At 70.2% G+C, this 25,660-nt stretch carries 24 protein-coding genes and 1 pseudogene; 10 read left to right on the top strand and 15 right to left on the bottom strand.

Annotation, left to right across the window (positions count from 1 at the left end):
* Window positions 1-42: 42 nt before the first annotated feature.
* Window positions 43-702 (bottom strand): LuxR C-terminal-related transcriptional regulator, encoded by a 660-nt coding sequence (locus ACZ7L9_RS16730; RefSeq protein ID WP_471415893.1) that lies wholly within the window; start codon window positions 700-702, stop codon window positions 43-45.
* A complete protein-coding gene (locus ACZ7L9_RS16735; RefSeq protein ID WP_471415894.1) occupies window positions 690-1,919 on the bottom strand; it encodes a sensor histidine kinase in 1,230 nt (409 codons plus the stop codon). Before ACZ7L9_RS16735 ends, ACZ7L9_RS16730 begins: the two co-directional genes overlap by 13 nt.
* Window positions 1,920-2,082: 163 nt before the next feature.
* Between ACZ7L9_RS16735 and ACZ7L9_RS16740 the strand changes: the two genes are divergently transcribed.
* The 3 genes from ACZ7L9_RS16740 (at window position 2,083) to ACZ7L9_RS16750 (ending at window position 6,046) form a co-directional block, all read left to right on the top strand.
* The gene (locus tag ACZ7L9_RS16740) at window positions 2,083-2,805 is read left to right on the top strand and encodes an ABC transporter ATP-binding protein (RefSeq protein WP_471415895.1); all 723 of its coding nucleotides are present in this window, start codon (window positions 2,083-2,085) and stop codon (window positions 2,803-2,805) included.
* The gene (locus tag ACZ7L9_RS16745) at window positions 2,802-5,444 is read left to right on the top strand and encodes an FtsX-like permease family protein (protein WP_471415896.1); all 2,643 of its coding nucleotides are present in this window, start codon (window positions 2,802-2,804) and stop codon (window positions 5,442-5,444) included. The genes ACZ7L9_RS16740 and ACZ7L9_RS16745 overlap by 4 nt, the downstream gene beginning before the upstream one ends.
* Before the next feature lie 224 nt (window positions 5,445-5,668).
* Window positions 5,669-6,046: a hypothetical protein gene (locus tag ACZ7L9_RS16750; protein WP_471415897.1), complete on the top strand. Its 378-nt coding sequence runs from the start codon at window positions 5,669-5,671 to the stop codon at window positions 6,044-6,046.
* Between the two features lie 7 nt (window positions 6,047-6,053).
* Here the strand turns inward: ACZ7L9_RS16750 and ACZ7L9_RS16755 are convergent, their stop codons facing one another.
* The 5 genes from ACZ7L9_RS16755 to ACZ7L9_RS16775 form a co-directional block, all read right to left on the bottom strand.
* Window positions 6,054-6,986 carry a LysR family transcriptional regulator gene (locus ACZ7L9_RS16755; protein ID WP_471415898.1) on the bottom strand — a complete coding sequence of 311 codons (933 nt, stop codon included), beginning with the start codon at window positions 6,984-6,986 and terminating at the stop codon, window positions 6,054-6,056.
* A 59-nt stretch (window positions 6,987-7,045) separates the two neighbouring features.
* Window positions 7,046-8,239 (bottom strand): glycine C-acetyltransferase, encoded by a 1,194-nt coding sequence (locus ACZ7L9_RS16760; protein ID WP_471415993.1) that lies wholly within the window; start codon window positions 8,237-8,239, stop codon window positions 7,046-7,048.
* A gap of 71 nt (window positions 8,240-8,310) precedes the next feature.
* A complete protein-coding gene (gene tdh / locus ACZ7L9_RS16765; protein WP_471415899.1) occupies window positions 8,311-9,339 on the bottom strand; it encodes an L-threonine 3-dehydrogenase in 1,029 nt (342 codons plus the stop codon).
* A 271-nt stretch (window positions 9,340-9,610) separates the two neighbouring features.
* Complete coding sequence (locus tag ACZ7L9_RS16770) at window positions 9,611-10,870, bottom strand: vanadium-dependent haloperoxidase (protein WP_471415900.1); 1,260 nt, start codon at window positions 10,868-10,870, stop codon at window positions 9,611-9,613.
* A 315-nt stretch (window positions 10,871-11,185) separates the two neighbouring features.
* A complete protein-coding gene (locus ACZ7L9_RS16775; RefSeq protein ID WP_471415901.1) occupies window positions 11,186-11,881 on the bottom strand; it encodes a hypothetical protein in 696 nt (231 codons plus the stop codon).
* 460 nt (window positions 11,882-12,341) lie between these two features.
* Here ACZ7L9_RS16775 and ACZ7L9_RS16780 point away from each other — a divergent pair, with 460 nt between their 5' ends.
* The 3 genes from ACZ7L9_RS16780 (at window position 12,342) to ACZ7L9_RS16790 (ending at window position 14,246) form a co-directional block, all read left to right on the top strand.
* The gene (locus ACZ7L9_RS16780) at window positions 12,342-12,851 is read left to right on the top strand and encodes a sigma-70 family RNA polymerase sigma factor (protein WP_471415902.1); all 510 of its coding nucleotides are present in this window, start codon (window positions 12,342-12,344) and stop codon (window positions 12,849-12,851) included.
* The gene (locus ACZ7L9_RS16785) at window positions 12,848-13,540 is read left to right on the top strand and encodes an anti-sigma factor family protein (RefSeq protein ID WP_471415903.1); all 693 of its coding nucleotides are present in this window, start codon (window positions 12,848-12,850) and stop codon (window positions 13,538-13,540) included. Before ACZ7L9_RS16780 ends, ACZ7L9_RS16785 begins: the two co-directional genes overlap by 4 nt.
* Window positions 13,541-13,748: 208 nt before the next feature.
* A complete protein-coding gene (locus ACZ7L9_RS16790) occupies window positions 13,749-14,246 on the top strand; it encodes a COG4315 family predicted lipoprotein (RefSeq protein ID WP_471415904.1) in 498 nt (165 codons plus the stop codon).
* Window positions 14,247-14,702: 456 nt separating this feature from the next.
* On the opposite strand, the pseudogene ACZ7L9_RS16795 reads toward ACZ7L9_RS16790, so the two are convergent.
* From ACZ7L9_RS16795 to ACZ7L9_RS16820, 6 genes and pseudogenes are all read right to left on the bottom strand, one after another.
* Window positions 14,703-15,505, bottom strand: a pseudogene (locus ACZ7L9_RS16795) (IS5 family transposase).
* 169 nt (window positions 15,506-15,674) lie between these two features.
* A complete protein-coding gene (locus ACZ7L9_RS16800) occupies window positions 15,675-16,103 on the bottom strand; it encodes a TIGR03668 family PPOX class F420-dependent oxidoreductase (RefSeq protein ID WP_471415905.1) in 429 nt (142 codons plus the stop codon).
* Window positions 16,104-16,182: 79 nt separating this feature from the next.
* Window positions 16,183-17,007 carry an LLM class F420-dependent oxidoreductase gene (locus ACZ7L9_RS16805; RefSeq protein ID WP_471415906.1) on the bottom strand — a complete coding sequence of 275 codons (825 nt, stop codon included), beginning with the start codon at window positions 17,005-17,007 and terminating at the stop codon, window positions 16,183-16,185.
* 601 nt (window positions 17,008-17,608) lie between these two features.
* On the bottom strand, window positions 17,609-17,920 hold the full coding sequence (locus ACZ7L9_RS16810; protein ID WP_471415907.1) for a hypothetical protein: 312 nt from the start codon (window positions 17,918-17,920) through the stop codon (window positions 17,609-17,611).
* Between the two features lie 389 nt (window positions 17,921-18,309).
* Window positions 18,310-18,738: a hypothetical protein gene (locus ACZ7L9_RS16815; RefSeq protein ID WP_471415908.1), complete on the bottom strand. Its 429-nt coding sequence runs from the start codon at window positions 18,736-18,738 to the stop codon at window positions 18,310-18,312.
* Window positions 18,739-18,758: 20 nt separating this feature from the next.
* Window positions 18,759-19,391: a TetR/AcrR family transcriptional regulator gene (locus tag ACZ7L9_RS16820; protein WP_471415994.1), complete on the bottom strand. Its 633-nt coding sequence runs from the start codon at window positions 19,389-19,391 to the stop codon at window positions 18,759-18,761.
* Window positions 19,392-19,551: 160 nt separating this feature from the next.
* On the opposite strand from ACZ7L9_RS16820, the gene ACZ7L9_RS16825 reads away from it, so the two are divergent.
* A complete protein-coding gene (locus ACZ7L9_RS16825) occupies window positions 19,552-19,992 on the top strand; it encodes a VOC family protein (RefSeq protein ID WP_471415909.1) in 441 nt (146 codons plus the stop codon).
* Window positions 19,993-20,094: 102 nt separating this feature from the next.
* Here the strand turns inward: ACZ7L9_RS16825 and ACZ7L9_RS16830 are convergent, their stop codons facing one another.
* On the bottom strand, window positions 20,095-20,559 hold the full coding sequence (locus ACZ7L9_RS16830) for an ATP-binding protein (RefSeq protein ID WP_471415910.1): 465 nt from the start codon (window positions 20,557-20,559) through the stop codon (window positions 20,095-20,097).
* A 158-nt stretch (window positions 20,560-20,717) separates the two neighbouring features.
* Here ACZ7L9_RS16830 and ACZ7L9_RS16835 point away from each other — a divergent pair, with 158 nt between their 5' ends.
* Together ACZ7L9_RS16835 and ACZ7L9_RS16840 are read left to right on the top strand one after the other, a co-directional pair.
* Complete coding sequence (locus ACZ7L9_RS16835) at window positions 20,718-21,572, top strand: helix-turn-helix domain-containing protein (RefSeq protein WP_471415911.1); 855 nt, start codon at window positions 20,718-20,720, stop codon at window positions 21,570-21,572.
* Window positions 21,569-21,814, top strand: coding sequence for a DUF397 domain-containing protein (locus ACZ7L9_RS16840; RefSeq protein WP_471415912.1), 246 nt, complete (start codon window positions 21,569-21,571; stop codon window positions 21,812-21,814). Before ACZ7L9_RS16835 ends, ACZ7L9_RS16840 begins: the two co-directional genes overlap by 4 nt.
* Before the next feature lie 88 nt (window positions 21,815-21,902).
* Here the strand turns inward: ACZ7L9_RS16840 and ACZ7L9_RS16845 are convergent, their stop codons facing one another.
* Window positions 21,903-22,787, bottom strand: a complete 885-nt coding sequence (locus ACZ7L9_RS16845; protein ID WP_471415913.1) for a peptidase S1 — start codon at window positions 22,785-22,787, stop codon at window positions 21,903-21,905.
* Window positions 22,788-23,164: 377 nt separating this feature from the next.
* On the opposite strand from ACZ7L9_RS16845, the gene ACZ7L9_RS16850 reads away from it, so the two are divergent.
* The gene (locus tag ACZ7L9_RS16850) at window positions 23,165-25,627 is read left to right on the top strand and encodes a GTPase-associated protein 1-related protein (protein ID WP_471415914.1); all 2,463 of its coding nucleotides are present in this window, start codon (window positions 23,165-23,167) and stop codon (window positions 25,625-25,627) included.
* Window positions 25,628-25,660 lie beyond the last annotated feature (33 nt).

The raw sequence follows: 25,660 nt of genomic DNA on the forward strand, positions 1-25,660 counted from the left end.
TCCTGAGCGAGGAACTCGAGCCCGGAAGCAGCCGCCACTCGCTCAGCGCGTGCCCTTGCCCTCCAGGTACGCCAGCACCGCGAGCACTCGCCGGTGCACCGTGCCGTCGTCCGGTTCCAGGCCGAGCTTGGCGAAGATCGAGCCGATGTGCTTGCTCACGGCCCGTTCCGTCACCACCAGTTCGGTGGCGATGGTGCCGTTCGCCTTGCCCTGTGCCATCAGTTCCAGGACTTCGCGCTCGCGCGGAGTGAGGCTCTGCAGGGGCTGGGCCGACGACTTGCGGGTCAGCAGCTGGGTCACGACCTCGGGGTCGAGCGCCGTGCCGCCGCCCGCCACCCGGTCAAGGGCCTGGAGGAACTGGTCGACCCGGCCCACCCGGTCCTTCAGCAGGTAGCCGATGCCCTGGGCGCCCTGGGCGAGCAGCTCGGCGGCGTATGTCTCCTCGACGTACTGGGAGAGCACCAGGATCGGCAGGTCGGGCATCTCCGCGCGGGCGGCGAGGGCGGCGCGCAGCCCCTCGTCACGGAAGGTGGGCGGGAGCCGTACGTCGAGCACGGCGGCGTCCGGGCGGTGTGCCAGCAGCGCGGGCAGCACCTCGGGCCCGGTCGCGGCGTCGGCCACCACCTCGTGGCCCGAGCTGGTGAGCAGCAGGATCAGTCCCTCCCTCAGCAGCGCGTTGTCCTCGGCGATCACGATCCGCACGGCAGCTCCACTTCGATTTCCGTCGGCCCCCCGGTGGGGCTGTTGATGCGGGTGGTGCCGTCGAGGGCGGCTATCCGTCGCCTGATTCCGACCAGCCCGCTGCCGGCGCGTTCGTCCGCGCCGCCGTGACCATCGTCGCCGATGGTCACCCGCAGGGTGCCGGGGGTCCGGTCGATCCGTACGGTCGCGGCCGTCGCGCCGCTGTGTTTGCTGATGTTGGTGAGGGCCTCGGCGATGACGAAGTAGGCGGCGGCCTCGATCGCGGCCGGCAGCCTTCGCCCGTCCTCGACACCGTCGAGCTCCGCGGTGACGGGCACGCTGACGTCGGCGGCCAACGCCCGTACCGCGCCGGCCAGTCCACGGTCCGTCAGTACGGGTGGATGGATGCCGCGCACCACGTGCCGCAGTTCCGCGAGGGCCTCCTCCGCGCCGTCCTGTGCCTCGTCGAGGCGGATGCGCGCGGCGGCCGGGTCGCGGTCGAGGAGCTGTTTGGCGAGGCCGATGCGCATCGACAGGGCGACGATCCTGGCCTGGGCGCCGTCGTGCAGATCCCGTTCGATGCGTCGCAGTTCGGCGCCATGCGCCTCGACCGCCCCGGCCCGGGTCTCGGTCAGCTGGGCGATCCGGTCGGCGAGCACGGTGGACGGCGAGGAGGTGAGCAGCGACCGGGTCCAGCTCGCAGACAGATCCGCGAGTACGCAATGCCAGCGCAGCACCCATCCCTGGCGCGCGGGCAGCGGTGTCCCGTACTCATCGGCGGCCCGCCGGTCCAGCAGGTGCACGACGGACAGCGCGGCCCCGTCGAAGAAGAGCCCGACCGGCCACAGCACCATCGTCAGGTAGCCGAGGCCGTTGCCCACGAGCGCTTGGATCGGCAGCCAGAGCGCGTCGCGCCAGACCGTCGGGTCGGTGAGGACACGCCGGACCCGCTCCGAGAGTTCACCGCTGTCCAGCGGCGGATACGGCGTCGGTGTGAACGGAACGCCGAGTTGCTCGGCCGCCCTGCGGCGTTCGAACTCCGCGAACCGGCGCAGTACCTTCGCGGCCTCGGGCAGGGCGGGCAGCCCGACGATCACGACGGCGAACAGCAGAACCGCCACCACCAGGAACGTGCCCAGGTATGCGAGCAGCGCGATCGGAATGCCGATGAACAGATAGCGCGAGGCATCCCACGAACGCCGGATGGCGACCGTCAGCGGGGCAGGAGTGGTGCTCATGACGCATCACGTTACGGGGGTTCACCCGCCGCCGGAGTGGGGGCCTCTCCCTGACCACGGTGGAGCTGGCTGTACCCCTGTCCGGGAGCGCACACCCTCGCCCGGGCACCCCGTTCCTCATAGCGTTTATGCAGGTCAGAAGGTGCGAAGCAGAGAAGGAACGGTGGAGTCGACGGTGGACACGATCACAGCGGCGCGGGCGACCGCGCTGAGTCTGGAGTCGGTGAGCCGACACTACGGACGGCGTGGCGGCGACCGCGAGGCGATCGCGCTCGACGCGGTGAGCTGCGCGGTCCCGGCCGGCAGCTTCACCGCGGTGGTCGGCCCCTCGGGATCGGGGAAGAGCACGTTCCTGCAGTGTGCGGCGGGCCTGGACCGTCCGACGGCGGGGACCGTACGGATCGGGGGCACCGATCTCGGCTCGCTGTCCGAGGCCGCGCTGACCCGGTTGCGCCGGGACCGGATCGGCTTCGTCTTCCAGTCGCACGCCCTGAATCTGGTGCCTTCGTTGAACATCGAGGAGAACGTCGTGCTGCCGCTGGTGCTGGCGGGCGCCGATCCGGCGGACGAACGGGTGCTGGCCCGCGGCCGGGATCTGCTGGCCCGGGTCGGCCTGGCGGGTCGCGGGGCGCAGGGCCCCGCGACGCTCTCGGGGGGCCAGCAGCAGCGGGTCGCGGTGGCGCGCGCGCTGGTGACCGAGCCTGATGTGATCTTCGCGGACGAGCCGACGGCGTCCCTGGACCCGGAGTCGGCGGCGCTGGTGCTCGGTCTGCTGCGGGACGCGGTACGGGTCGACGGCCGTACGGTCGTCATGGTCACCCATGATCCGGTGGCGGCGAGCTGGGCGGACGCCGTGCTGACGATGGACGGCGGCCGACTGCGATGAGCACGCGTACGGATACGGCTACGGACACGCGTAGGTCGCGCACCGATGTGCGGCACGGGGTGCGGCGGGCGTCGGCGTTCCTCGCCCGGCGTTCGCTGAAGACCCACCGCCGGGCGTGGGCGGCGGTGTTCGCGGCGACGACGGCCGCGGCCGCGCTGATCGGCGCGTTCGCCTTCGTCCTGGGTTCGCTGCTGCTGGCGCAGCCGCCGGTGGAGCGCTATGCCGGGGCCGACGCGGTGGTGGCGGCCGATCAGAAGGTGACGTACACGGCGAAGCCATGGGGCAGCGAGCCGCAGACCGCCACGACGTATCTGCCGGAACGGGTCCGACTCGACCGCTCGGCGGTGCAGAAGGCGGCCGCCGCCGACGGCGTCGCGAAGGCGGTCGCGGACGACTCGGTGCCGGTGGCCGTGAGCTCCGGGAGCGACACCGGGCGGGACGCGGCTTCGGCGGTCGGCCGGTCCTGGGAGTCCGCCGTGCTCACTCCGTACCGGCTGACGGACGGACACGCACCGAGGACGTCCACCGAGGTGGTCATCGACAGCGCACTGGCCACCGCTGCCGGGAGCAAGCCCGGCAGCCATGTGACATTGCAGTCTGACGGGACTGCCCGCCCGTACACCGTGAGCGGCGTCGCCGACACCGCGCACCGGGGCGCCGCCCCCGCCGTCTTCTTCACCGAGCAGCGGCTGACCGCCCTGGCCGGGCACCCCGGCACGGTCGATGCCATCGGCATCGTCGCCGAGAAGGGCGTCCCGGCCGGCACGCTGCGGGCGTCACTGGCAGCGGCGCTGCCCGACCGCGCGCACGGCGACCGCGGGATCCGGGTCCTCACCGGCTCGGAGCGCGGCCAGGCCGAGTACGTCGACGCGCTCGGCGCCCGCGGCGATCTGCTGCCCCTGCTCGCCTCCATCGCCGGAACCGTCCTCATGGTGGCGCTCCTGGTGATCGCGACCACTCTCTCCCAGGCGGTCCACCAGCGCTCCGGCGAAATGGCGTTGCTGCGCGCGGTCGGGGCGACGCCCCGGCAGCTCAGGTCGGCCGTCGGCCGTGAGGTGAGCCGGGTCGCCGGAGCCGCCGCGGCGCTGGGCGCGATCGGTGCCGTCCCGCTGGGGTTGCTGATGCGGTCGCTGCTGGCCACGGACCCGCTGCCGCTGCCCGTGCCGGTGTGGCTGCCGTTCGCGGCGGGCGCCGTGGCGGCGCTCCTCGTCACGCTCCTGGCCCGTCCGGTGTCGGTGCTCGCGGCGAGGTCCGTCACCCGGCTGCGGCCCGCCGCGGCACTGGAGGCGGCCCGCGCACCCGAACCGGGCGAGCCCGGCCGGGTGCGTACGGTCGCCGGAGTGGTGCTGGCCGTCGCGGGCGTCGGTTCGGCCGGCGCGGCGACGGCACAGAGCGGTCAGGCCGCCGCGGTGGCCGCGTCGGGTGCCGCGACCTCGCTGATCATCGCGGTGGCACTGCTCGGTCCGTGGATCGCCCGGGTGGCGATGCGGGTGCTCGGCGGGCCGGTGCGGCGGCTGGGCGGGGTCTCCGGCTTCCTGGCCGCCAGGTCCGCCGCCGCACACCATCGTCGGCTCGGTGCGGCGATCACCCCGATCGTGCTGGTCGTGGCCTTCGTCTGCGTCCAGCTGTCGGCGGGCTCGACGCTGGAACGGGCCGCCGGCCGGCAGGCCGCCGCCGCGCTCCGGGCGGACCTGGTGGTGACGGGGCCGGCCGCCGGGCTGCCGGCCGGTGCGGCCCGGGCGGTGCGCGAGGCCCCCGGGGTGACGGCGGCGACCGGTGTGCTGCGCTCCGGCGTCGTTCTGGCCCGTAGTGAGCTGGGCGATCCGGTGCTGGATCGGCTTCCCGTCCTGGGGGTGACGGCGGACCAGCTGTCCGGCACGCTCGATCCGCACGTCACGGCCGGTGATCTCGCGGACCTCACAGGCCGGGGCACGGTCGCGGTCGGCGAGGACCGGGCCGCCGACCTGGACGTCGGTACCGGCGACACGGTGGAGCTCCGCCTGGGTGACGGTACCGAGGTCCGGCTCCGCGTGGTGGCGCTCTATGAACGGGCCCTGGGACTCGGGGAGTTCATCCTGCCGCGCCAGACTCTGGCCGCGCATGCCGCGGCGCCGCGCGACCAGCGGATCCTGGTCCGTACGGCAGACGGCGGTGCCGCTTCGGCCGCCGCGGTGCGGCGTGCGCTCGCGCCGTACACCGGTGTCCGGGTGCGTGCCGCGACGGCGGACGACGTACGGATCGCCGCTGCGTCATCGGACCAGGCGGACGCCATGGTCATCATCGGGGTCGGGGTGATCGGCGGCTTCGCGTTGCTCGCGGTGATCAGCACGCTGTCCCTGATCACGGTGGGCCGCCGCCCGGAGTTCCGCCTGCTGCGCATGGTCGGCGCGGGCCGACATCAGGTGCGGCGGATGCTGGTCGTGGAGACGGGGCTGGTGGCGGTGGCCGGGCTGGTGATCGGCACCATGGTCGCGGCGGTGCCGCTGGTGGCGTTCGCGGTGTCGACGACCGGTTCGGTGCCGTATCTGTCCCCAGTCCGGTACGGGGCGCTGGTGCTGGCCGTGGTGGTGGCGGCCGGGCTTGGGACGATGCGTCCGGGCCCGTCCGGGGGACGCCGCGTCGCCGGGCGCCGGGGCTGAGCCCGGGCGGTGTCACCGCACGGCCTCACCGGAGTAAGCGCCTTGTACGATGCCAGGGTTTACGGATGGGGGAGTTCCAACTTCGTGGGGTCCGTGGTCGGCATCGCTCTCAAGGGGGTCCATGACTCGGTCTCCTCCGTCGTGGACTGGTTCACCGCATGACCGGTAGCAGGTACGGCGCGGTGATGAAACGTCTCACCGCCCCCTACCAGTGAGGAACAGGAATGGCGTTGCACAATTCGCCGCTGTGGTGGCTCTTATCGGCGGTCTGCGTTGCGTTCTGGTTCGCTGTCATGCTTCCGGCCATGCCCACCAGGAATCACAAAATAATCGTTTCCCTCGGCCCACCGGTGAGTTTCGCGGCAATAGCGTTGTACTGCGTCAAATTTGGCGATGCCTTCACGGAAATGCTCCCCGTGTACTGCGGACTGATCCTCGCCGTCCCGGTCGGAATTCTGGGGCACCGCAAGGCACTGCGCGAAATGCTGAAAGATCCGAATATCCCCTACGACGAGGCGACCGGTCCCTGGACACTGCAGGGTGCTGTCGCCCTGGCAGTGTTCCTCGGACTCTCCGTCTACTACGTGTACGTGGGTCGTTGATCCTCCGTCACGGCAGGGCGGGCGGCGGCAGCGCCGCCTCGCGCTGCGCCGCCGCAGCCAGCGCGTCGAGCACCGGCGTGATCAGCGGGTGCCCTTCCGCCCCGTGGCGCACTGCGGCGAAGACCCGACGGGTCGGCGCGCTGCCCCGCACGGGCCGCACCACCACACCCGTCAGCTCCATCCCCCGCAGTGCCGAGCGCGGCACCAGCGCCACCCCGGCCCCCGCTCCGGCGAGCGCGACCACCGCCCGGAAATCGTCCGAGGAGTGCTCCAGCCGGGGTTGATAGCCGGCGAACTCGCAGGACAGGACCACCACGTCGTGGCACGGGTTGCCGGGGTACGGCCCGATCCACGGGTCCTGCTCCAGGTCGGCGATCGCCACCGTGTCCTGCCCGGCCAGCCGGTGCCCCACCGGCAGCACCGCGTCGAACGGCTCCGAGTACAGCGGCACCCGGGTCAGCCGCCGGTCGTCCTCGCCCGGCGCGCCCCGGTACTCCACGGCAACCGCGACATCGACCTGCCGGTCCAGCACCATCGGCACACTCGCGTCGCCCTCGGCGTCCTGGACGCGGACCCGGATGCCGGGCGCGGTGCGGGTCAGCTCGGCGATCGCGGGGGCGAGGACCAGGCCGATGCCGGTGGCGAACGCGGCGACCGTGACCGTACCGGCCTCTCCGGCGCTGTAGGCGGCGAGTTCCGCCTCGGCCCGCTCCAGCTGGGCCAGCACCGCGTTGGTGTGGGCCAGCAGGATCTCCCCGGCGGGGGTGAGCCGGGCACCTCTCGCGTTGCGTTCGACGAGCCGGTGCCCGGTCTCCTGCTCCAGCGCGGCGAGCTGCTGGGAGACCGCGGAGGGCGTGAGGTACAGCGCGGCGGCTGCGGCGGTCACCGTGCGGTGGTCCGCCACCGCACGGAGAATGCGCAGCCGCCGTGCATCGATCATGTGCCCCATTGTCCCAGGTCACGGAGGGGACCCCGGCGCCCGGGTGGCGGAGCCGGGCGCTACTCCCCCAGCGCGGCCCGTGCGTCGACGAACGCGTCCACTGCCCGGTTCACATCCGCCGTGGAGTGCGCGGCGGACAGCTGGACGCGGATGCGGGCCGCACCCTGCGGGACGACCGGGTACGAGAACCCGATCACGTACACACCACGCTCCAGGAGCAGCTCCGCCATCCGGCCTGCCTTCGCCGCGTCCCCGATCATGACGGGGGCGATGGCGTGGTCGCCGGGCAGGATGTCGAAGCCTTCCTCGGTCATCCGGGTACGGAAGAGCGTGGTGTTGGCGTTGAGCCGCTCGCGCAGGTCGCCGGCCGCCTCCAGCAGGTCCAGGACCTTGAGCGAGGCCGCCGCGATGACCGGGGCGAGGGTGTTGGAGAAGAGGTACGGGCGGGAGCGCTGGCGCAGCAGCGCGACGATCTCGGCGCGGGCCGCGACGTAGCCGCCGGACGCGCCGCCGAGCGCCTTGCCGAGGGTGCCGGTGATGATGTCGACGCGGTCCATCACGTCGTGCAGCTCGGGCGTGCCGCGGCCGCCGGGGCCGACGAATCCGACGGCGTGCGAGTCGTCGACCATGACCATGGCGTCGTAACGCTCGGCCAGGTCGCAGATCTCGCGCAGCGGGGCGACGTATCCGTCCATGGAGAAGACGCCGTCGGTGACGACGAGGCGGCGCCGGGCCCCGGACGCCTCCTTGAGCTGCGTCTCCAGGTCGGCCATGTCGCGGTTGGCGTAGCGGAAGCGCTTGGCCTTGGAGAGGCGGATGCCGTCGATGATGGAGGCGTGGTTGAGGGCGTCGGAGATGACCGCGTCCTCCGGGCCGAGCACGGTCTCGAAGACACCGCCGTTGGCGTCGAAGCAGGAGGAATACAGGATCGTGTCCTCCTGGCCGAGGAACGTGGAGAGCCGCTGCTCCAGCTCCTTGTGGACCTCCTGGGTGCCGCAGATGAAGCGGACCGAGGCCATGCCGTAGCCCCAGCGGTCCAGTGCCTCGTGGGCGGCGGCGATCACCTCGGGGTGGTCGGCGAGGCCCAGGTAGTTGTTGGCGCAGAAGTTGAGCACCTCGCCGGGGCGGCCGCCCGCGGTGACGGCGACGGTCGCTGACTGCGGGGTGCCGATCACGCGCTCGGGCTTGTGCAGTCCGGCGGCCCGGATCTCGTCGAGGGTGGTACGCATGTCGTCGCGTACGGATTCGAACATGAGGGGTGTCTCCCAGCTGTCTACGGTGGCGTCGTCCACGGAGGCGTCGGTTCGTCTACGGAGGCGTCGGGTCAGGAGGTCCAGTCGAGGATGACCTTGCCGCCGCGGCCGCTCGCCGCGTCGTCGAAGGCCGCTTCGAAGTCGCGGAAGCCGTACCGGCCGGTGATCACGGGGGTGAGGTCGAGGCCGCCCTCCAGCAGTACGGACATGGCGTACCAGGTCTCGTACATCTCACGGCCGTAGATGCCCTTGATGGTGATCATCGAGGTGACGATGCGGGACCAGTCGACGGGGAACTCCTCGGACGGCAGCCCGAGCATGGCGATCCGGCCGCCGTGCGTCATGTTCTCGATCATGTGGCGCATCGCCTCGGGCCGCCCGGACATCTCCAGGCCGATATCGAAGCCCTCGCGCAGCCCGAGGCGCTTCTGCCCGTCGTAGACGGTCTCCTCGGTGACGTTGAGAGCCAGGCTGACGCCGACCTTCCGGGCCAGTTCCAGCCGAGCCTCGCTGACGTCGGTGATGACGACGTTACGGGCCCCGGCGTGCCGGGCGACCGCCGCCGCCATGATGCCGATCGGCCCTGCGCCGGTGATCAGTACGTCCTCGCCGACCAGCGGGAACGACAGCGCAGTGTGCACGGCGTTGCCGAACGGGTCGAAGATCGCCGCGACGTCGAGGTCGACGGGGACCCGGTGGACCCACACGTTGGACGCGGGCAGGGCGACGTACTCGGCGAACGCACCGTCCCGGCCGACGCCGAGCCCGAGCGTGGAGCGGCACAGGTGACGGCGCCCGGCCAGACAGTTGCGGCACTTCCCGCAGACCAGGTGGCCCTCGCCGCTGACCAGGTCGCCGACGTTGATGTCGACGACATCGGCGCCGGTCTCCGCGACCTCGCCGACGAACTCGTGTCCGAGGACGAGCGGGGTGCGTACGGCCTGCCGGGCCCAGCCGTCGTAGTTCCGGATGTGCAGATCGGTACCGCAGATGCCGGTGCGGAGCACCTTGATCAGTACGTCCGAGGGGCCGATCTCCGGCTCGGGCACGTCCATGAGCCAGAGTCCCGGCTCGGCCTTCTGCTTCACGAGTGCCTTCACGGCTGCGGCTCCCTGCGCTGTACGGAGTTGAGTGCCCCGGGCCGGGGCAGCATGGGGGGGGAAGCCTGCGGCCCGGGGAAGAATGGGACGGCATGGCAGCGCGCGTCGATCGGCTGCCGCGCTCCATCCTCTGCCGTCACGGAGAAATCTGCCGCACCCCGCGCCACAGGTCCATCGAGGATTTCTTAAGCGCGCCCGCAGCTCCGCTTCATGCCCCGCACCACACCCCCCGGAGGCCGACCCCAGTCGAGGCGGCGTTCGCTAGGCCGGTTCAGTGTTCCTGGAACAGCAACTGGGCGTGGTTCAGGCCATACCTGGCCACATCGGTACCCAGTGCGACTCCGGCCTCGTCCGCGAGTCGGGTGTGGATACCCAGCCAGACCCGCGCGTCCATGTTCTCCAGCGTGAGCTGGTGCCACGCGGTGTAGGTGCGGACGACGCCTGGTGCGGTGACGCTGGTCAGGGTGAACGGGGCCGTGCGCGGTCCTACGAGGGCGGTGAGAACGGTTTCCGTCGCACCTGCGTAGGTGTTGTGGCCGCTGGGGTAGTCCGGATGCGCCGGGGTGGTGTGCAGGGGGGTCCATGACGGGTCGGCAGGGATCTCACCGACGCCGGTTCGGATCGCGGTGACGGGGCGCCACAGCGGGTAGGTGTACTTGCTGTCGGAGGTGGCGATCTGGGTATCCACCAGCGTGGCGTTGGTCAGGGCGACGAGTTCGGCCTGTTTGAGCAGCGGCTGGTGGGAGGTGGCGGCGAGCGCGACGCGAATCGGCTTGGTCCACAGGGCCGGCGAGGAGTCGAACCAGAAGTTGGCCGTGTCGGTCTGCCGCGCGGTGCGCACGGTGCTGTTCAGCTCGCCGAAGTCTCGTACCTCCTTCAGGTCGGTCTGGTACCGCTTGGACGTCGGAGCGGGAGGCGCGGGCAGTCGGAACTGGCTGCCGCTTTTCAGCAGGAAGGGCCGGGCGAACCGGGTGCCGTTCTGGATGGCGGGGGCGAACGCGGGCGGGGTGGGTTGCCAGACGCCCGGCGCGGCCGGCGGCACGGTGAAGGGGGCGTTTACCGAGGCCGCATCGAGGCCGTCTCCCTCGCGTTCGTGCAGGACCTCCAACGCCTGGCGTTCGCCGGCTGTGGCACCCGAGGTCTCGGCCGGGCCGTCGGGGATCTGCTCCAGGGTCTGCCGCAGGGCGGCATCCAGCTCCGGGGCGCGGGTTGGCACCAGCTCCACCAGGGCGCGGTGCACCGCGGCGGCCAGCGCCGCGTCCTGGTAGTCCCTACGGTCGACCCCAGCCGGCACATGTTGCAGGGCCCGCGCCGCCGCGATCCAACTGACCGCCCAAGTACGGCTGTTGGTCACCGGAGGAAGTGATGAGCCGGCCGTCGCGATCGTCTCGGCTGTGGTGTCGTACCAAGCGAGCGCCACGGATGTGCGGCCGTGCCCGGGCGCAGGGGCGGCGGCGCTCGGCGCTGCGCCGGAGACGACCAGCAGTGCCGTGGAGGCCACCAGGGCCGCACAGGTCTTTCGGGAGTTCATGGGAGTAGCTCCTCATGGTGGGGTGGGGTTGGGGGCGCGTTTCGGCGCGTGCGTCTGGCTCTCATGTGCGGCGGGACGTGGAGGATTGAGGTCCTTGTACTGGCCGCAGAAGGTTCCCGGACGAAGCCGTGGGGCCTTCGCCCGGGAACCCGTGGAGCACGGTGCCGTGTCCGCCCGGGTCCACGTACGGAGCAGCAGACGAAGACGTGCGAGACGGCATCGTCGCCGCTCCGTCTCATCAGCGCCGGCGCGCACTCGGCACACGCGCAGGCGTTCACGGGCCCAGCAGCGGCGCCCTCGTGAACTGACGGGGGTTCAGGCGGGGTCGGCCTCGATATGGAAGGGGATGGTGACGATGTTGGAGGCAACGCCCATCAGACCCAGGTCCTTGGCGTCGATCTCCCCATCGCCGTTGAGGTCCTTCACAACGCTGGGTGCGTCGTTGTAGATGCCGTCGTGGTCGAGGTCGTCGACGACGGCCACGGTCAGCGTGGTGTCGACATTCTGGCCCGCGATGGGGGCGCCGACGATCCAGGTGTCCCACAGTTCGGTCTTGTGCGGAGTGCGGTTGGTGACGCCGGAGAGGTTGAACAGGTTGGCCAGGTTGGTGCCGGGCCCGGAGAAGCCGGGGAGGGTGCTGTTGGTGGTGGAGTCCAGCACGACCAGTCCAGGGATCTTGTCGTCCTGGCCGGTGGAGAACGTGCCGGGGAAGGGGGCAATGTTGTTGTGCTCGGCCGGGCCGGTGAGCTGGAGCCCCTTGAAGCCGGTCTGGGCCAGGGTCTTGACCCGGAAGGAGAGCTTCAGGTCCACGACCCAGCCCTTGCCCTCCACCCCCGCGTTGTCCCCGCGCTTGGGTGCCAGGACCTCCACCTTGACCGGGCGCGTTGCGGTGGAGGCGGACGTGTCCAGGCTCGAGGCGTTCGCGCTGGACAGCCCGGAGGCCGCGGCGCCCAGGCCGAGGATCACTGCCGAACCCGCGCCGAGGGCCCAGCCGAGCTTCTTCTTCCTCATGACTTGTTCTCCTGAGTGTTGAGAGGCTTGCCGCCATGTGTACGACCACCTGCAGCACTCGGTTCAGCCCGCAGGCCGACCAGTAATGCCTTGTTGGGTGGCGCGCGCCCGGGGCTGGTAACGCGCTCCTGTGGGCACCCCTGCTACCAAGGGCGCCGACGGGCCTTCGCTCCAACAGACGGCGAGAACCTGAGTGCGTCCGCTGCCTGCGGGTGAACTCAAACAGCCGGCTCGTCGTACACGTAGCCGCAAGGGCACACGATCAGTGCCTCAGGACACAAGAAACCGCATGTCGCAGCCGCCCTCGAAGACGGCGCAGCCGGTGCGGTCAGGTACGGAAGTGAGTCGGATGGATCGGATCTGGTTCCGCGCCTCTCCGGGGCGCGGACTGTCCACCGCCTGCAGCCCGGGCCCGGCGACGCTCCAAGCGACCCCAGCCTGCGAGACGAGGACATCGAGCGTGACGCCGGACGAGCAGTTGATGACTGCGTTGTACACCGAGCACCACGATGTGCTGCTCTCCTTCGTGCGCAGGTACGTGCACAGTTCTGAGCAGGCGGAGGACGTCGTGCAGGAGACGCTGCTGCGGGCATGGCGCAGCATCAACAAAATCGAGCCACGCCACGCCACCATCCGCTCCTATCTCTTCACGATCGCCCGCAACGTGCTCACCGACGGCTGGCGCGCTGAGCAGCGGCGTCCGCAACTGCTCTACGACAACGAGGCACTCGCGGCTGTACCTTCTGCCGACGATGTGGAGGCTGCGCTGGAGGGGCACGTGATTACCGCAGCGTTGGAACGCTTGTCCAGCGAGCATCGTGACGTGATCCAGGCGCTGTACTTCGAGGGGCTGACTGTCGCCGAGTCCGCGTCACGGCTCACGATCCCGGAGGGAACGGTCAAGTCCCGCGCCTACTATGCCGTACGCAACCTGCGCGCAGCCTTTGAAGAAATGGGAGTTCTGCGGTGAGCACCGACCACGATGACGTGCGCATGCTGATCGGTGCGTATGTGCTGGGCGGTCTCAGCGAGACCGACCGCCGCGTCCTGGATTCCCACCTGCCCACGTGCCAGGAATGCCGTGACGAGCTCACGCACTCGGCCCCACTGGCGGGACTGCTCCGCCGTGCCCCGGGCATGTCCGCGCCCCGTCCCCAGGCCACGCGCGAGGCCGACACCGATACGGCGACCCCGGCTTCGCCGGCCCGGCTCGAGCGTCTGCTGGAGCAGGTCCGCGCCGCCGATGTCGCACGCAGGCGCCGGGCTCGTCGGCAGTGGCTGGCATTGGCTGCGGCCCTGATCGTGGTTGCCGGGCTCGGACTGGGGTCGATGCTGCCGTTCCGGCACTCGACCGGCCCGGCCACGGCCTTCACCTCGGCCGCCGGGTACTCCGTGTCCGGCCGTGCCACGCTCACGGCCAAGCCCTGGGGCACTGCGGTGAGCGTCACCCTGGCCGACCTGCCCGCAGAAGCACCAGGACCCTTCGTCCTCCAGGTCTCCTCGGTGGACGGCCGCAAGGAACAGGCGGCCACCTGGGCGATCACCCCCAACGGCAGCGCCGCCGTGACGGGGGCGAGTGCCCTGCACCTTCCCGACATCCGATCCATCTCCGTGATGGACCATGCGGGACGCCTGGTCGCCACGACCCGACCACTCTGACCTGCCTCGACCACCATCCCGCGGACCGCTCCACTGCCGGGCCCACGTGATGGCCCAGCCTGCCCTGATGCGGGGCGACACGCCACTGAGCTGACGTCGTTGCCCCTGCAGAGCGGTTGCCCCAGCACGTGCGACCTGGGCAACCGGGCGTGCGCCGCCCCAAGCCGCCTCACCGCTATTCCTGATTCCTATCAAGAGGGTTACCCCGATGAAGATTCACACCCGCGTCGCATCCGCCGCGGCCATCATGCTCGCCGTCGCCGCCCTGGCAACCGCCTGCTCCTCCGGCGACGGCAGCACAACCACCGCAGCATCCGCACCGGCTTCGTCGGATGCCGCTGCCACTCCCGGGATGGTGAGCACGTCGTCGTCGCCGACGCTGGGCACCATCATCGTCAACGAGGTGGGCCGTACCCTGTACGCGTTCGACAAGGACACCACAAGTCCTCCGAGGTCGAACTGCTACGCGGACTGTGCCGCCAAGTGGCCGGTGGTCCCGGCCACCACCAACGTCAAGGGCATCGACGCCAGCCTGCTCGGCTCGGTCACGCGCAAGGACGGCACCAAGCAGCTCACCATCAACAATCACCCGGTCTACCTCTTCGCAGGCGACCATGCGGCCGGTGACACCAACGGCCAGGCATTGAAGGGCGTCTGGCACGCCCTCACCACCCAGGGAATCGAGATCAAGACGCCGAAGGCTTGATCGTCGGTCCCGGTACGCAACTGGTGAGAGGCCGTCCGCCGCGTGAACCCCGGCGCATGCGGGCGGCCTTGTGTTTGCCTCGATGTCGCAGACAGGCCCCGACCTTGCGGTTGCCTTACGCCTTGACGGCGCCGACGCCGGTGGGAGGGCGCCGCGGACGACCGCGAGGGCGCGCAGCCGGAGCCCGGCGGCGATCGTGTCGGCGAGGGCGGTGCGGGCGGGGTCGAGGCCGTCCTCATCGTCGCCGTAGGCGTCGGCGACCTCCTGGGCGATGAGCTGCGGGGCGTTGGTGATCCACTGGAAGTCGAGGGCGAGGCCGTTGACCACGTCGAGGATCATGTCGAGCTGGTCGCGGGTCAGTTCGCGATGCCGTTCGCTGCCGTCCTTCGTCCTCGCGGCCAGGCGATCGTCATGACTCGGCCTTACACCCGCCCATAGGGCATGACAGGGCTGTGATCAAGACGCGCCTCGGGTGAGGTCTTTGATCCAGCCCGTCGAGGCGCACAGTTGGAGTCCGGCGAGGTAGCTGTCCGGGGTCTTGTCGTGCCGGGTCGCGATGCCTCGCCAGGCCTTGAGCTTGTTGATCAGGCGCTCGACGGTGTTCCTCTCCTTGTAGAGGTCGGCGTCGTGGCCGACGGGGCAGCCGCGTCGGGAGCCCTTCTTCTTCCGATTGGCAGCCTGGTCCGACTTCTCCGGGATGACCCCTTGATATGGCGTTTGCGCCAGTGGGCGCGGTTGCCGCGGGACGAATAGGCCTTGTCCCCGGCGACCGCGTCCGGCCGGGTGCGAGGGCATCCCAGGGGCCCGCGAACGCGGATCTTCCGCAGCACAGGAATGAACTGCGGACTGTCGCCGGCCTGGCCCGCGGTCAGAATGAACGCCAATGTGGGCGACACCTGCGGTCGGCGGCCAGGTGGACCTTGGAGGGCCGCCCACCCCACGAGCGCCCAAGCAGGGCAGCCTTCAGCCGGAGCTTTCGACGACGCCGGACGCGTCGTCGCTCCTCTCGCACGGGATCGGCGGCCCTCCAGCACGGCCTCGAACACGCCGGCGTCACGCCACTGCCGGAACCGGTTGGAGACGGTCGACCAGGCGCCGAACTCCTGCGGCATCTCCCGCCACTGCCCGCCGGTCTTGAACCGCCAGATCACGCCCTCGAACTGCTGCCGCAGCCGCTCGGGGTACGGGCCGTACTCGCCAATCGGCAGGTACGGCCCAATGAACTCCCGCTCCCCATCGGTCAGTTGCACTCGCACCATCCAAGACGATCTACCGGATCAGGCTGCGCCACGCGAGCCAAACGCGCCGATTGATCACGACTGGATACGCGCCCGGTGAACGGCGTCCTGGTGACGGGCCCCCGAACTGGCCCGACCCGGAGGCAACACGACAACGAGCCGGCCGAGGTGGCTGTCTGCCGACGTGCGGTCATGAGGCGCGCCAGCCGCTCCAGCGCAGAACCGAGACCCTGACCACCGGTCCGCCGGGGGGCCGGTCGGCGTACTGCTGGTATTTCGCCGTCAGCAGGCTGATGCCACGGGCTGCCTCGACGGACCGGTCCGGCGGCGGGAGCACGCGGGCTTCGCCGTCGGCCCGGGCCCACCACAGGCGGCCCCACTCCTCCTCGTAGTGGTCGGTGAGCAGGCAGACCGACGGGTTGGCGGCGATGTTGGCCAGGCGTTTCAGCCGCGTCGTCCGCTTCGGCTTGTGGTCCACGGCCAGCATCACCGTGTCGCCTTCCACGGCGAACACCACCGGAACAAGGTGCGGGCGGCCCTCCGTGTCGGCCGTCGCAAGGTGGGCGATGCGCGCCGCGGCGAATCTCTCCCGTGCCTCAGCACTCGTCAGGGCGGGCATCACACGTCTTCCCAACAGTCGCGGCGGTCACGGACTTTCGGATCGTTCCCACTCCCGAGGCGCAGCGGTCTCGGGCGCCTCAGCGGTACCGGGCAGCGACTTCGGCCAGTCGGTCCAGGTACTCCAACGTCTCCCGTGCCGGCATCGTCGGTACGTAGAACAGCAGCCGCTCGACCCCCAGATCGGCATAGCCCTCGACCTGCTCGGGGTCGTCGGGAGCCGCGTACACCGTCACCGGCACCTCGCGGTCGGCGAGGGCGCGCAGCCGCTCGATCTGCGGACCGAGCTCCTGCGGCGACGTGCTGTTGGCCAGCCACGCGTCTCCGAGCTGCGCCACCCGTCGGAACGCGCCCTCGCCACCGCCGACGTAGATCGGCGGATGGGGGCGCTGCACAGGCTTGGGCCAGGCGAAGACCGGATCGAAGTTCACGAACTCGCCGTGGAACTCGGCCTTCTCCTCGGTCCACAGCTCCCGCATGGCGCGCAACCGCTCGTCGGTGAGCCGACCGCGGGTGCCGGGGTCGGTGCCGTGGTCCCTCATCTCCTCACGGTTCCAGCCGACACCGACACCGAGGATCACGCGGCCACCGGAGACCAGGTCGAGCGAGGCCACCTCCTTCGCCGTGGTAATCGGGTCGCGCTGCGGGATCAGCGCAATGCCGGTCCCCAGCAGCAGCCGCTCGGTCACCACACCGATCGCGGTCAGGGCCACGAAGGGGTCGAGGGTGCGGTAGTAGATCTCCGGCAGCTCACCACCGCCCGGGTAGGGCGTCTCGCGGCTCGCCGGGATATGGCTGTGCTCGGCGATGAACAACGAATCGAATGTGCGTTCCTCAAGGGCGGTTCCGAGCGAGGTCGGGCTGATGCCCTGATCGGTGATGAAGGTCGAGACCCCGAATTTCATGACGGCTCCTCAAGGGTCGAGTAAGGGACAGCACGGGTGGCACAGATCCCTGACTACTACCCTCCCCGGGTGATCCCGCCCCCATGACCACCCGGGAGAACCATCACGGAACAAGGTTCCGGACTTGCGGCCGCAACCATGGGCCGGGGTAACGACGACCGCTTCGGCTCGCAGAACAACCGCCGCTCGGCGGATTGATTCGCCATTGCGCGTCGTGTGTCGGCTCGACCTGATCCTTCCGGATGATGATTGCGTCATCCGGAATGAACCCGGGCCGACCGACCGTCTGCATCCACCACTATCGGGAGTAGTGACTATGGGTAAGCTCCAGGGAGGAGTAGCCGTCATGCCTGGCGGCACCACAGGGATCGGGCTGGCCACAGCAAAGCTCTTCGCGGACGTCATGGACGTCTCCCGGGGTGGAAAAGGCAACGAAAAACCCGGCCATACGCAGGCCGGGTGAAGGGGGGTTGGGGGCGGTCTGGACCGAGTCAGCCCAGAGTGAGGCTGATGAGGATGGCTGCCGCGACCAGGTCAAGCGCGAGGCCGACAGGGCCTAGGAGCAGAGCGATGAACAGGGGGTTTTACTGTCCTGCTCCATTCACTCCGCCGCATCTGAATTTGAGGGGCAGAGCGGGTCGTACAGAACGCTGATTTCCGCACCAGGGACGACTGCTGTGCGCGAGATGGGGGACGATGTGCCGTGGTACTCGACGCCTTCCACCTCATATATGAAATGCAGAGAGATGGAGCTGTCGTGTATCTGCAGATGTGTGCAGACTGCGACGCTTTGGGCGCCGCGACGTTTCAGTCGTCGCCCCGCTTTCCATGCACGGAAGAAATGTACTGCCGCGGCACTAAAAGAAGCGCCGAGGCCGCCTAAAAGCACCAGTGCAAGGAGCGCCTTGCCCATGGTTCCCCTTCTGTCCCGGAGCGGTAGATTATCGCTCCTCAGCGCTCAGGAGAAGATTTTCGTAGCCTCCGCCGCACTGCACATAGTGAATGGCCGCGATCCCGGGGGCGACGGCCGGATGATGCTGTTGAGCGGGCATGACTGGGCCGAGGTCCGGCGACGAACAGCAGCTCGTCGCCGGACCTCGGCCCAGTCGGCGATCCGGGCGGCGTTGGGTTCCAGCATCTAGTGCCCCTCCCGGCAAGCTTTGCCCCGTCGCGCCGCCCAGCACGCACGCTCGCTGCGTTGGCCAAAAGCCCTGGTAGCTCCGCTACAAGGGCTTCCGGCCGCCTTGCGATCGCACGCACCGGACGACGCTCCTTACGGGGCAAACATTGCCGGTCGCGGCACTAGCCGGCTGAGGGCCTGGCCCCGAGCCGGCTGACCGCGAACGCGGCCAGCAGCAGTACGGTCAGGCCGCCGTCCCAGGTGATGATCGTGCCGGTGTCCGCGATCCCGCCATGGGCCTGGTAGGCGAGGCCGGTCACGGTCAACGCCAGCTTGTTCATGATGACCAGCAGCCACACCACGAGGTTGCCCAGGGGTCTGACGGTCAGGAGCGCGAACAGGCCGGCGAAGACCACGAACCCGTACAGCCGCCAGGTCTCCACCACCTTGGTCGCACCGTCCGCATCGAACACGACCTGGATCTGGGTCACCGCGGCGCCAACCGCACTGACCGTGGCGATGATCAGCAGGATGCGGGCAAGGCGTAGTCGCCCGGGCGGAATCGAGGAGTGGACGGTGGATTGCTGTACGGAAGCGACGGGCGTGGACATGGCTTCCTCCAGGGTGATGCTCAGGCTGGGTGGGCGTGGGATGGTCGGGCACCGCGAAGGGCGCCGTCGATGATCAGGTCCAGGTAGGGATGGTCGACCGGCTCGCCGGTAACCAGGATCCGGTAGTACAGCGGGCCGACCAGCTGATCGAACAGGACGGCGACATCGAGGTCTGTGCGCAGCGCGCCGCGTCGGACTGCGGAGGCCAGCAGTCCGATGGCCATCGCGTTACGGCGGGCGAACACGGCCCGAATCAGCGTGCCGAGGTCGGCGTGCCGGGCCGCCGCCGCCGCGATTTCCGCGACGACGCCGGCCGAGCGGTCGTCCGCGCCTTCGGGCAAGCCGGCCCGGCGCATGGTGTTCAGGCCGTCGGCCACTTGATGCAGGTAGTCGGTCAGATCGGCCCGGATGTCACCGGTATCCAGGATCGGCACGTCATCCTGCATCAGCGCAACAACGGCCACGATCAGATGGTCCTTGGTCGGCCAACGCCGGTAGAGGGTGGTCTTGGCGACGCCGGCCCGGTCGGCGACCTCGTCGATGGACAGTGCGGCGTAACCATTGACCAGCAACAGATCCCGGGCGGCGATCAGGATCCGCCGGTCAACGTCGATGTCTCGGGGACGGCCCCGAGAGGGGCCACGTTCGGGCATGGCCACCACCTTTCCGATACCTGAGTAGCGGAAATAAGGCTAGGTGAGGGCAACCAATTGCGCAACCCAGGTAGCGATACTGCCCGTGTTGGCTGGCGGGCGGGCAGAAAGGGTGTTGACAGGGGCCGCGTACCCGGTTCCACCGAGCGATGATGGCAGCGTGGGCCAACGTGACGGCATGCTGTGCGTGGCCGGCTCCCTGGTCGCGAACCGCGTCCACGGCTGGACGCGCGGCCGGCTTTATACCGGGTTCCAGGTCGCGGCCTTCTGGTGCGAGGTCCTGGACTTCAAGGTGATCGACCGGAGCGAGGGCAAGGTCGAGATCGGCTCCTGGGTGCCGACCGTGGAGGATGTTCGGGCCCGCCAGATGTCGCCCACCCTGCTGTTCATCCAGGTGCCCGAGGGCAAGACCGTGAAGAACCGGCTTCACCTCGACGTCAGCCCGATCGACGGCAGCACCGAGGACGAGGTGACCAGATTGCTCGGCCTCGGCGCCACCAAGACCGATGTGGGCCAGGGCCCAGACCGAAACTGGGTGGTCATGGCAGACCCCGAGGGCAACGAGTTCGACGTCCTGCGCACCCTGGCACCGCAGAACTAGGCTGCGAGCGGGCAACCGCACCCCGACTGCGCCACCGCGATGGCGCACGTAGGCGTCCTCACTGCCCGGATGATCCGGCCGCGACGGGCAATCCCGCGCCGGTCAGTACAGCAGGTCCAGCTCGGCACGGACCGTCTTGCCCGACGGCACACGGTCCAGCACCGCCCACCGGTCGGCCAGCGCGTCGACGATGATCAGCCCGTTGCCGCTGCCGGAACCGGATGACGGCGCCACCAGCTCCCCCGGCCCGGGCGGGCGCCGCTCGCCCCGCATATCGCTGACCTCGATCCGCAGGACGCCGAGTGCGTCCGTATCGCCCGGCGCGTGGGTCAGCCGCAACTCGAAGTCGCGGCCCGGCACCCGGCCGTGCGTGGCCGCGTTCGCCGCCAGCTCGGCGACGATCAACGCCGCCGCCTCCGATGCGTCACTGCGGTACGGGACGCCCCAGTCGTGCAGCACGTGCAATGCCAGATGACGGGCGAGCCTCGCTCCTCGCGGCGTCGAGCTGAAGCGTTGCGCGAACACACTTACGGTGAGCGGCGGTTGGGGGGTGGTGAGTGGTTCCATGCGCCCACCGTGACGGCCGGAACACCCATCGGACCAGCTCAGCAACCCGTACGCTGAGTCAGCGTACGGGTGCGGAGAGTGGACAGTACGCGTAACGGTCCGTGACCATGGGCGAGTTGCGGACCGGGGCAGGCACAGGGCACGAGAGGTGGCCGGACATGACGGACGGCGTCGGCGGAACGGGTGGAGCGACGGGTGCGAACGGGGAGCCGGAGCCCTCGGACAGCCTGAAGGCGTTCGGGGAGGTCGTCAAGGTCTTCCGCAAGCGGGCGCTGCTGACGCAGGAGCAGTTCGCGCCGAAGGTGCGGTACTCGGTGCCGACGGTTGCCTCGATCGAGCAGGGGCGGCGGTTTCCGCCGCCGGCCTTCGTGGACCGGGCGGAGGAGGTGCTGGATGCGTTCGGAGTCATCAGGGCTGCGGCAAAGCATCTGTCGCGGAAGTCGGGGCTGGCCAGCTGGTTCCGGCAGTGGGCGCAACTGGAGGCGGAGGCGCTGAGCCTGTACACGTACGAATGCCGTTTGATTCCCGGCCTGTTACAGACGGAGGCGTACGCGCGGGCGTTGTTCACGGACCAGCTCCCTCCACTGTGCGACGAGCAGGTGGAAGCCCAATTGGCGGCACGGACCGAGCGCCAGCGCCTGCTCCGGGATCGGCCGAACACCAACTACAGCTTCATCCTTGAAGAGCACTTGTTCTTGCGACGGACAGGCGGGCGGGCCGTCACCTTGGAGCTCATTGACCATGTACTTGATCTGTCGCGACTGCGAAACATCGAGATCCAGGTAATGCCACAGGTGCGGGAGCGTCACGCGGGGCTCCACGGCCCCATGCGACTACTTGAAACACCGGAGAACAAGTGGTTCGGATACTCCGAAGGGCAGGAGACCGGCGACTTCATCACTGACCGAAAGGTCGTCAGCACGCTCCAGATGCGGTATGCCAGGATGCGTTCACAGGCTCACTCCCTCGAATACTCCGTGGGCCTGTTGCAGCGGATGCGAGGAGCGGTATGACCACCACAGACCTGGCCTGGTTCAAGAGCAGCTACAGCGGCGGATCCGGCGATTCTTGCGTAGAAGTCGCCCTCTCCTGGCACAAGTCCACCTATAGCAGCGGTTCCGGCGACGACTGCGTAGAGGTCGCCACCTGCCCCACCACCGTCCACGTCCGGGACTCCAAGGTCGAGAAGGGCCCGCAGCTCGCGCTCTCCCCCGCCGCCTGGACCGGCTTCGTCGCGTACGCCGTGAGCGGCTGACCGGACGCAGACGGACACGACACCGCGCCGCGCACCGGATCAACTCCGGGGCGCGGCGCGGCGGGTATCACGCGTCAGACGTCAGGCGTCAGGACAGCGCCAACTCGGTGACGTTGTTGGCCTCCAGGACCCACGTCGCGCCGAGGCCGCCTCCCTTGACCCGTGCGGTGCCGTCGCCCTTGAGGACACCGATGCGCTTGCCCGACAGGGCGATCTGGATGGTGTGGGTGTACTCGTGGACCCACCTTGCGCCGAGGCCGCCCTCCTTCACATACGCGTTGCCCCGGTCCGTCAGGACGCCGATGCGGTTGCCGGACAGTTCGAGCTGGATGACGTCGTCGTGCTCCCGGACCCACTTCGCGCCGAGGCCGCCCTCCTTCACCCACGCGATGCCGTCACTGGTGAGGACACCGATGCGGTTGCCCGCCAGGTCGAGGCCGATGACGTTGCCGGATTCCTTGACCCACCTCGCGCTGAGGCCGCCCTCCTTCACCCACACGGCTCCGTCGCCCGTCACGATGCCGATACGGTTGCCCGAGAGCTCCAGTTCCTTGACCTTCACGGATTCGCGGACCCACGAGGCGCGGAGGCCGCCCTCCTTGACGTACGCGTCGCCGTTGTCCTTCAGGACGCCGATGCGGTTGCCGGAGAGCGCGATCTGCTTGACGTCGTCGGACTCGCGGACCCACGTCGCGCCGAGGCCGCCCTCCTTCACCCACGCGGTGCCGTCACCGGTCAGAACGCCGATGCGCTTGCCGGACAGGACGACCTGCTTGATGCCGCCGGACTCCTGGACCCACCTTGCGCGGAGGCCGCCCTCCTTCACGTACGCGTCACCGTTGGCGCGCAGAACGCCGATGCGGTTGCCACCGTTGCCCGAGACCGTGCCGGGCACAGCGTTGGCCGTGGCCGCACCGGTGAGGCCGACCAGGGCCAGGACGGCGGCGACCGCGGAGAGAGTCTTGAGATTCATCCGTTTAACTCCTGTACGCAGAGCGACCCTTGGGACCGGAGATGCGGTGCCCGCGGGGGATTCATCCATCCGAATACGATCAACGACCCGAACGGCCGGGCGTGCGTAGGCCATTGGAGTGATGCAGAAGCACCGAACGGACTTTTGCCGCGCGCCGTCCCGGTGGGCCGAACACCTCCGTCGGCGGCACCCGCGCGACCTTCCGGCAGGGTGCGTGCGGGGGCGGCGCGCCTTGATAGCGTCGCTCCCGCGATTGCGGACCGCTCCCCGCCGGGGTCGTCGCTGCGCCCGGACGGCCTGCCCTCGACGGGCGGCCCTCGGAGCGAGCGTGCTGACGGTACGGGGACGTTCGCGGCAAGGACGAAAAGGGCCTACGCATGAGCCTCGCGCAGTTGCATTACACCTCTGCCTCTGCGGGGGACGACGGGGACGGCAACGGGGGCGGTGCGCGGTTCACTGCGGTCAGCGCGGGCATACCCACGCCGGTGCTGGCCGAGGCCGAGCAGCTCCTCGGTTACGAGCCGCCCACTGCCGCCCCGTACCACCCCACCGCTGATGAACTCCGGTCGTTTCCCGAGGCGTTCAGCTTCAGCGCGCTGTCCGACGGCAGCCATCTGCTGAGTCGGGCGGTGGCGCTCGGCGGCCCCGGTGCGGGCCGTTTCCACGCGCACGCGGTGCATCTTCCGGCCGGTACCCGGCTGCCGGGCGACGCGTTGCCGGTCACGGCCTGGCGGTCGCCGAACTGGGCGTCCACCCCACCGGACGGCGGGGTGCCCGGCCGCATGGCCCACCTGCCCGCCTCCGCCGCCTTCGGGCCGGAGGCGCTCAATGACTTCGCGGTCTCCCGGAGCCCCTGGCTGGCGGCGGTCTTCGCCGACCTGCGCCGGGTGAGCGAGGAACCGTCCTCGGCGCGCGTGGTACTCGTGGAACGACAGAGCGCCGATGTGGCCCGGTGGATCGCCCTGGCCGCGGCCGTGCTCCCGCCGGAGACCGCGCAACGGCTGACCTTCACGACGTACACCCGCCGTCCGGCACAGTCCCCGCACCAGGTCGTCGGGGTGCTGCCGGACGACGCGCCCGGAACGGCCGGCAGCGGGCTGCGGGTGCACGACTGCACCGGCCCGCGTCCGGAGGGGCCGGTGGCCGACGCCTGGGCCGAGACCTGCGCCCGGATCTGGCGGAACCGGTCTCCGGAACTGTTCCGGGCGGCGGCGGAGCTGCCCGGCGAGCCCTTCGCCGCCGGACCGCTCGCGGTGACGGCCCTGTGCACGGGCGTCGAGCTCGGCCCCGACGGGCGGGCCGCGGCAGCCGCCTGGGCCGCCGAGCGGCCGTACGCGCTGGACGAGGAGCGGACGCGGCGGCTGACCGATGCGCTGACCGCTCCCGGCATCAACCGTACGACCGATGAACTCGCTTGTGTGGCACGATTGTTGACGGCTCTCGACGGTCGTTCCCCGGCCGCCACGACCACGCCGCTCGCGGCTCTGCTGGTGACCGAGGCGGTGCACGGTGGTGATGTCGCACTCGAACCGCCCGCGCGCTCGGCCTTCGCCGGGCCGGTCGGGGAGAGTGCCGCCGCCGCGCTCGTCACGGCCCTGGGCGAGGACCTGCGTACCGAACTCGCCACCGGTGCGCCCACCACGTCCGCGTCGTCAGCGTCGTCGGCCGCACCCGGCCGGGGTGTGGCGCGCACGGTGCAGCTGCTTCGGATCGCTCGGCTGCTCGATGTGGACTGTGCGGACCTGCTCCCCGATGTCGTACGCCGGATGGCCCGGTCGCTGCTGGACGAAGGGGCGGCCGGCTGCGCGCCGGTGCTGCTCGACCTTCTGGACGAACAGTTCGATGTCCGTACGGCGTTGCTGGGCGAGCTGGACCGGATCGCCCCGCACGATCCGGCGGGGACGGAGCGGCTGTTGACCGGGGTCGCCCTGCCGTTCACCGGAGCGCAGGCGCTGCCGCATCTGCGGATGTGCGCGGCGGCGCCGGACGCCAGGGCGGGCGGCAGGGACCGGGTGAAGGTGCTGCACACGGTGCTCCGCGCCGGTGGCATGTCGCCTTTCACCGAACCGCTGGTACTGCGGACCGGGGTGGGTCTGGTGTGGGGCGAGGATCCGCCCACCGCGGGCGAGGCCCGGCTGCTGCTGGGCGGGACCACCTCCGACGCGCACCGTACGGCCGGTACGTGGTCCGTTCTCGTCGCGGCGGCACTCGGCGCCCCCGCGGACGACGAGGAGGCCCCCGAACTCGCCCATGACCTGCTGCGCGGCTTCCCGCAGGAGATCGACGCGCGGGCGCGCGGCGCCCTGCTGCTCCTGGAGTTCGCCCGGGAGCTGCGATCGGGGACGGCGGAGCCCGGCTGGGCGGCAAGAGCCCGGAAGCTGTACGCCGGGGCGGAACCGGTGGAGCCGGGCGTACGCGACCAGGCGTTCGGCGCCCTGGCCCGGCAACTGCTCGCCCCGGACCGCCCCGAGGCGGAGCTCTACGCGTTCGTCCACAGCGACGACGCGGACCTCATCGCGGCCTACGGCAGAGCGGCGCGCCATGAGACCGTACTCGCCCGGCTGCGGGCCGAACCGGCTTATGCGGCCGACTGTTTCACCGTCTGGACGGTCCACCCGCACGCGGGCCGCGCATGGACGCGTACCACCGCCTCCTTGCTGGAGGACGTGCTGCGTCCGGCGGTGGGTGCCTTGTCCTCCGCCGCGATCACCGCGGTGGAGGAGGCCGTCGAGCGCGCCGGCAGCAGGCAGCGCGCCGAGGCGTTCGGGGCGTGGAACCGCCCCGGAGGCACCCTCGGCAGACTCGGCAAACGGCTGGCGCGACGCGTCCGGCGGCCCTGACCGGGGAGGCGTGAATGGTCCTGGGTTGCTGTG

This window comes from Streptomyces sp. NPDC111516, assembly GCF_055635345.1.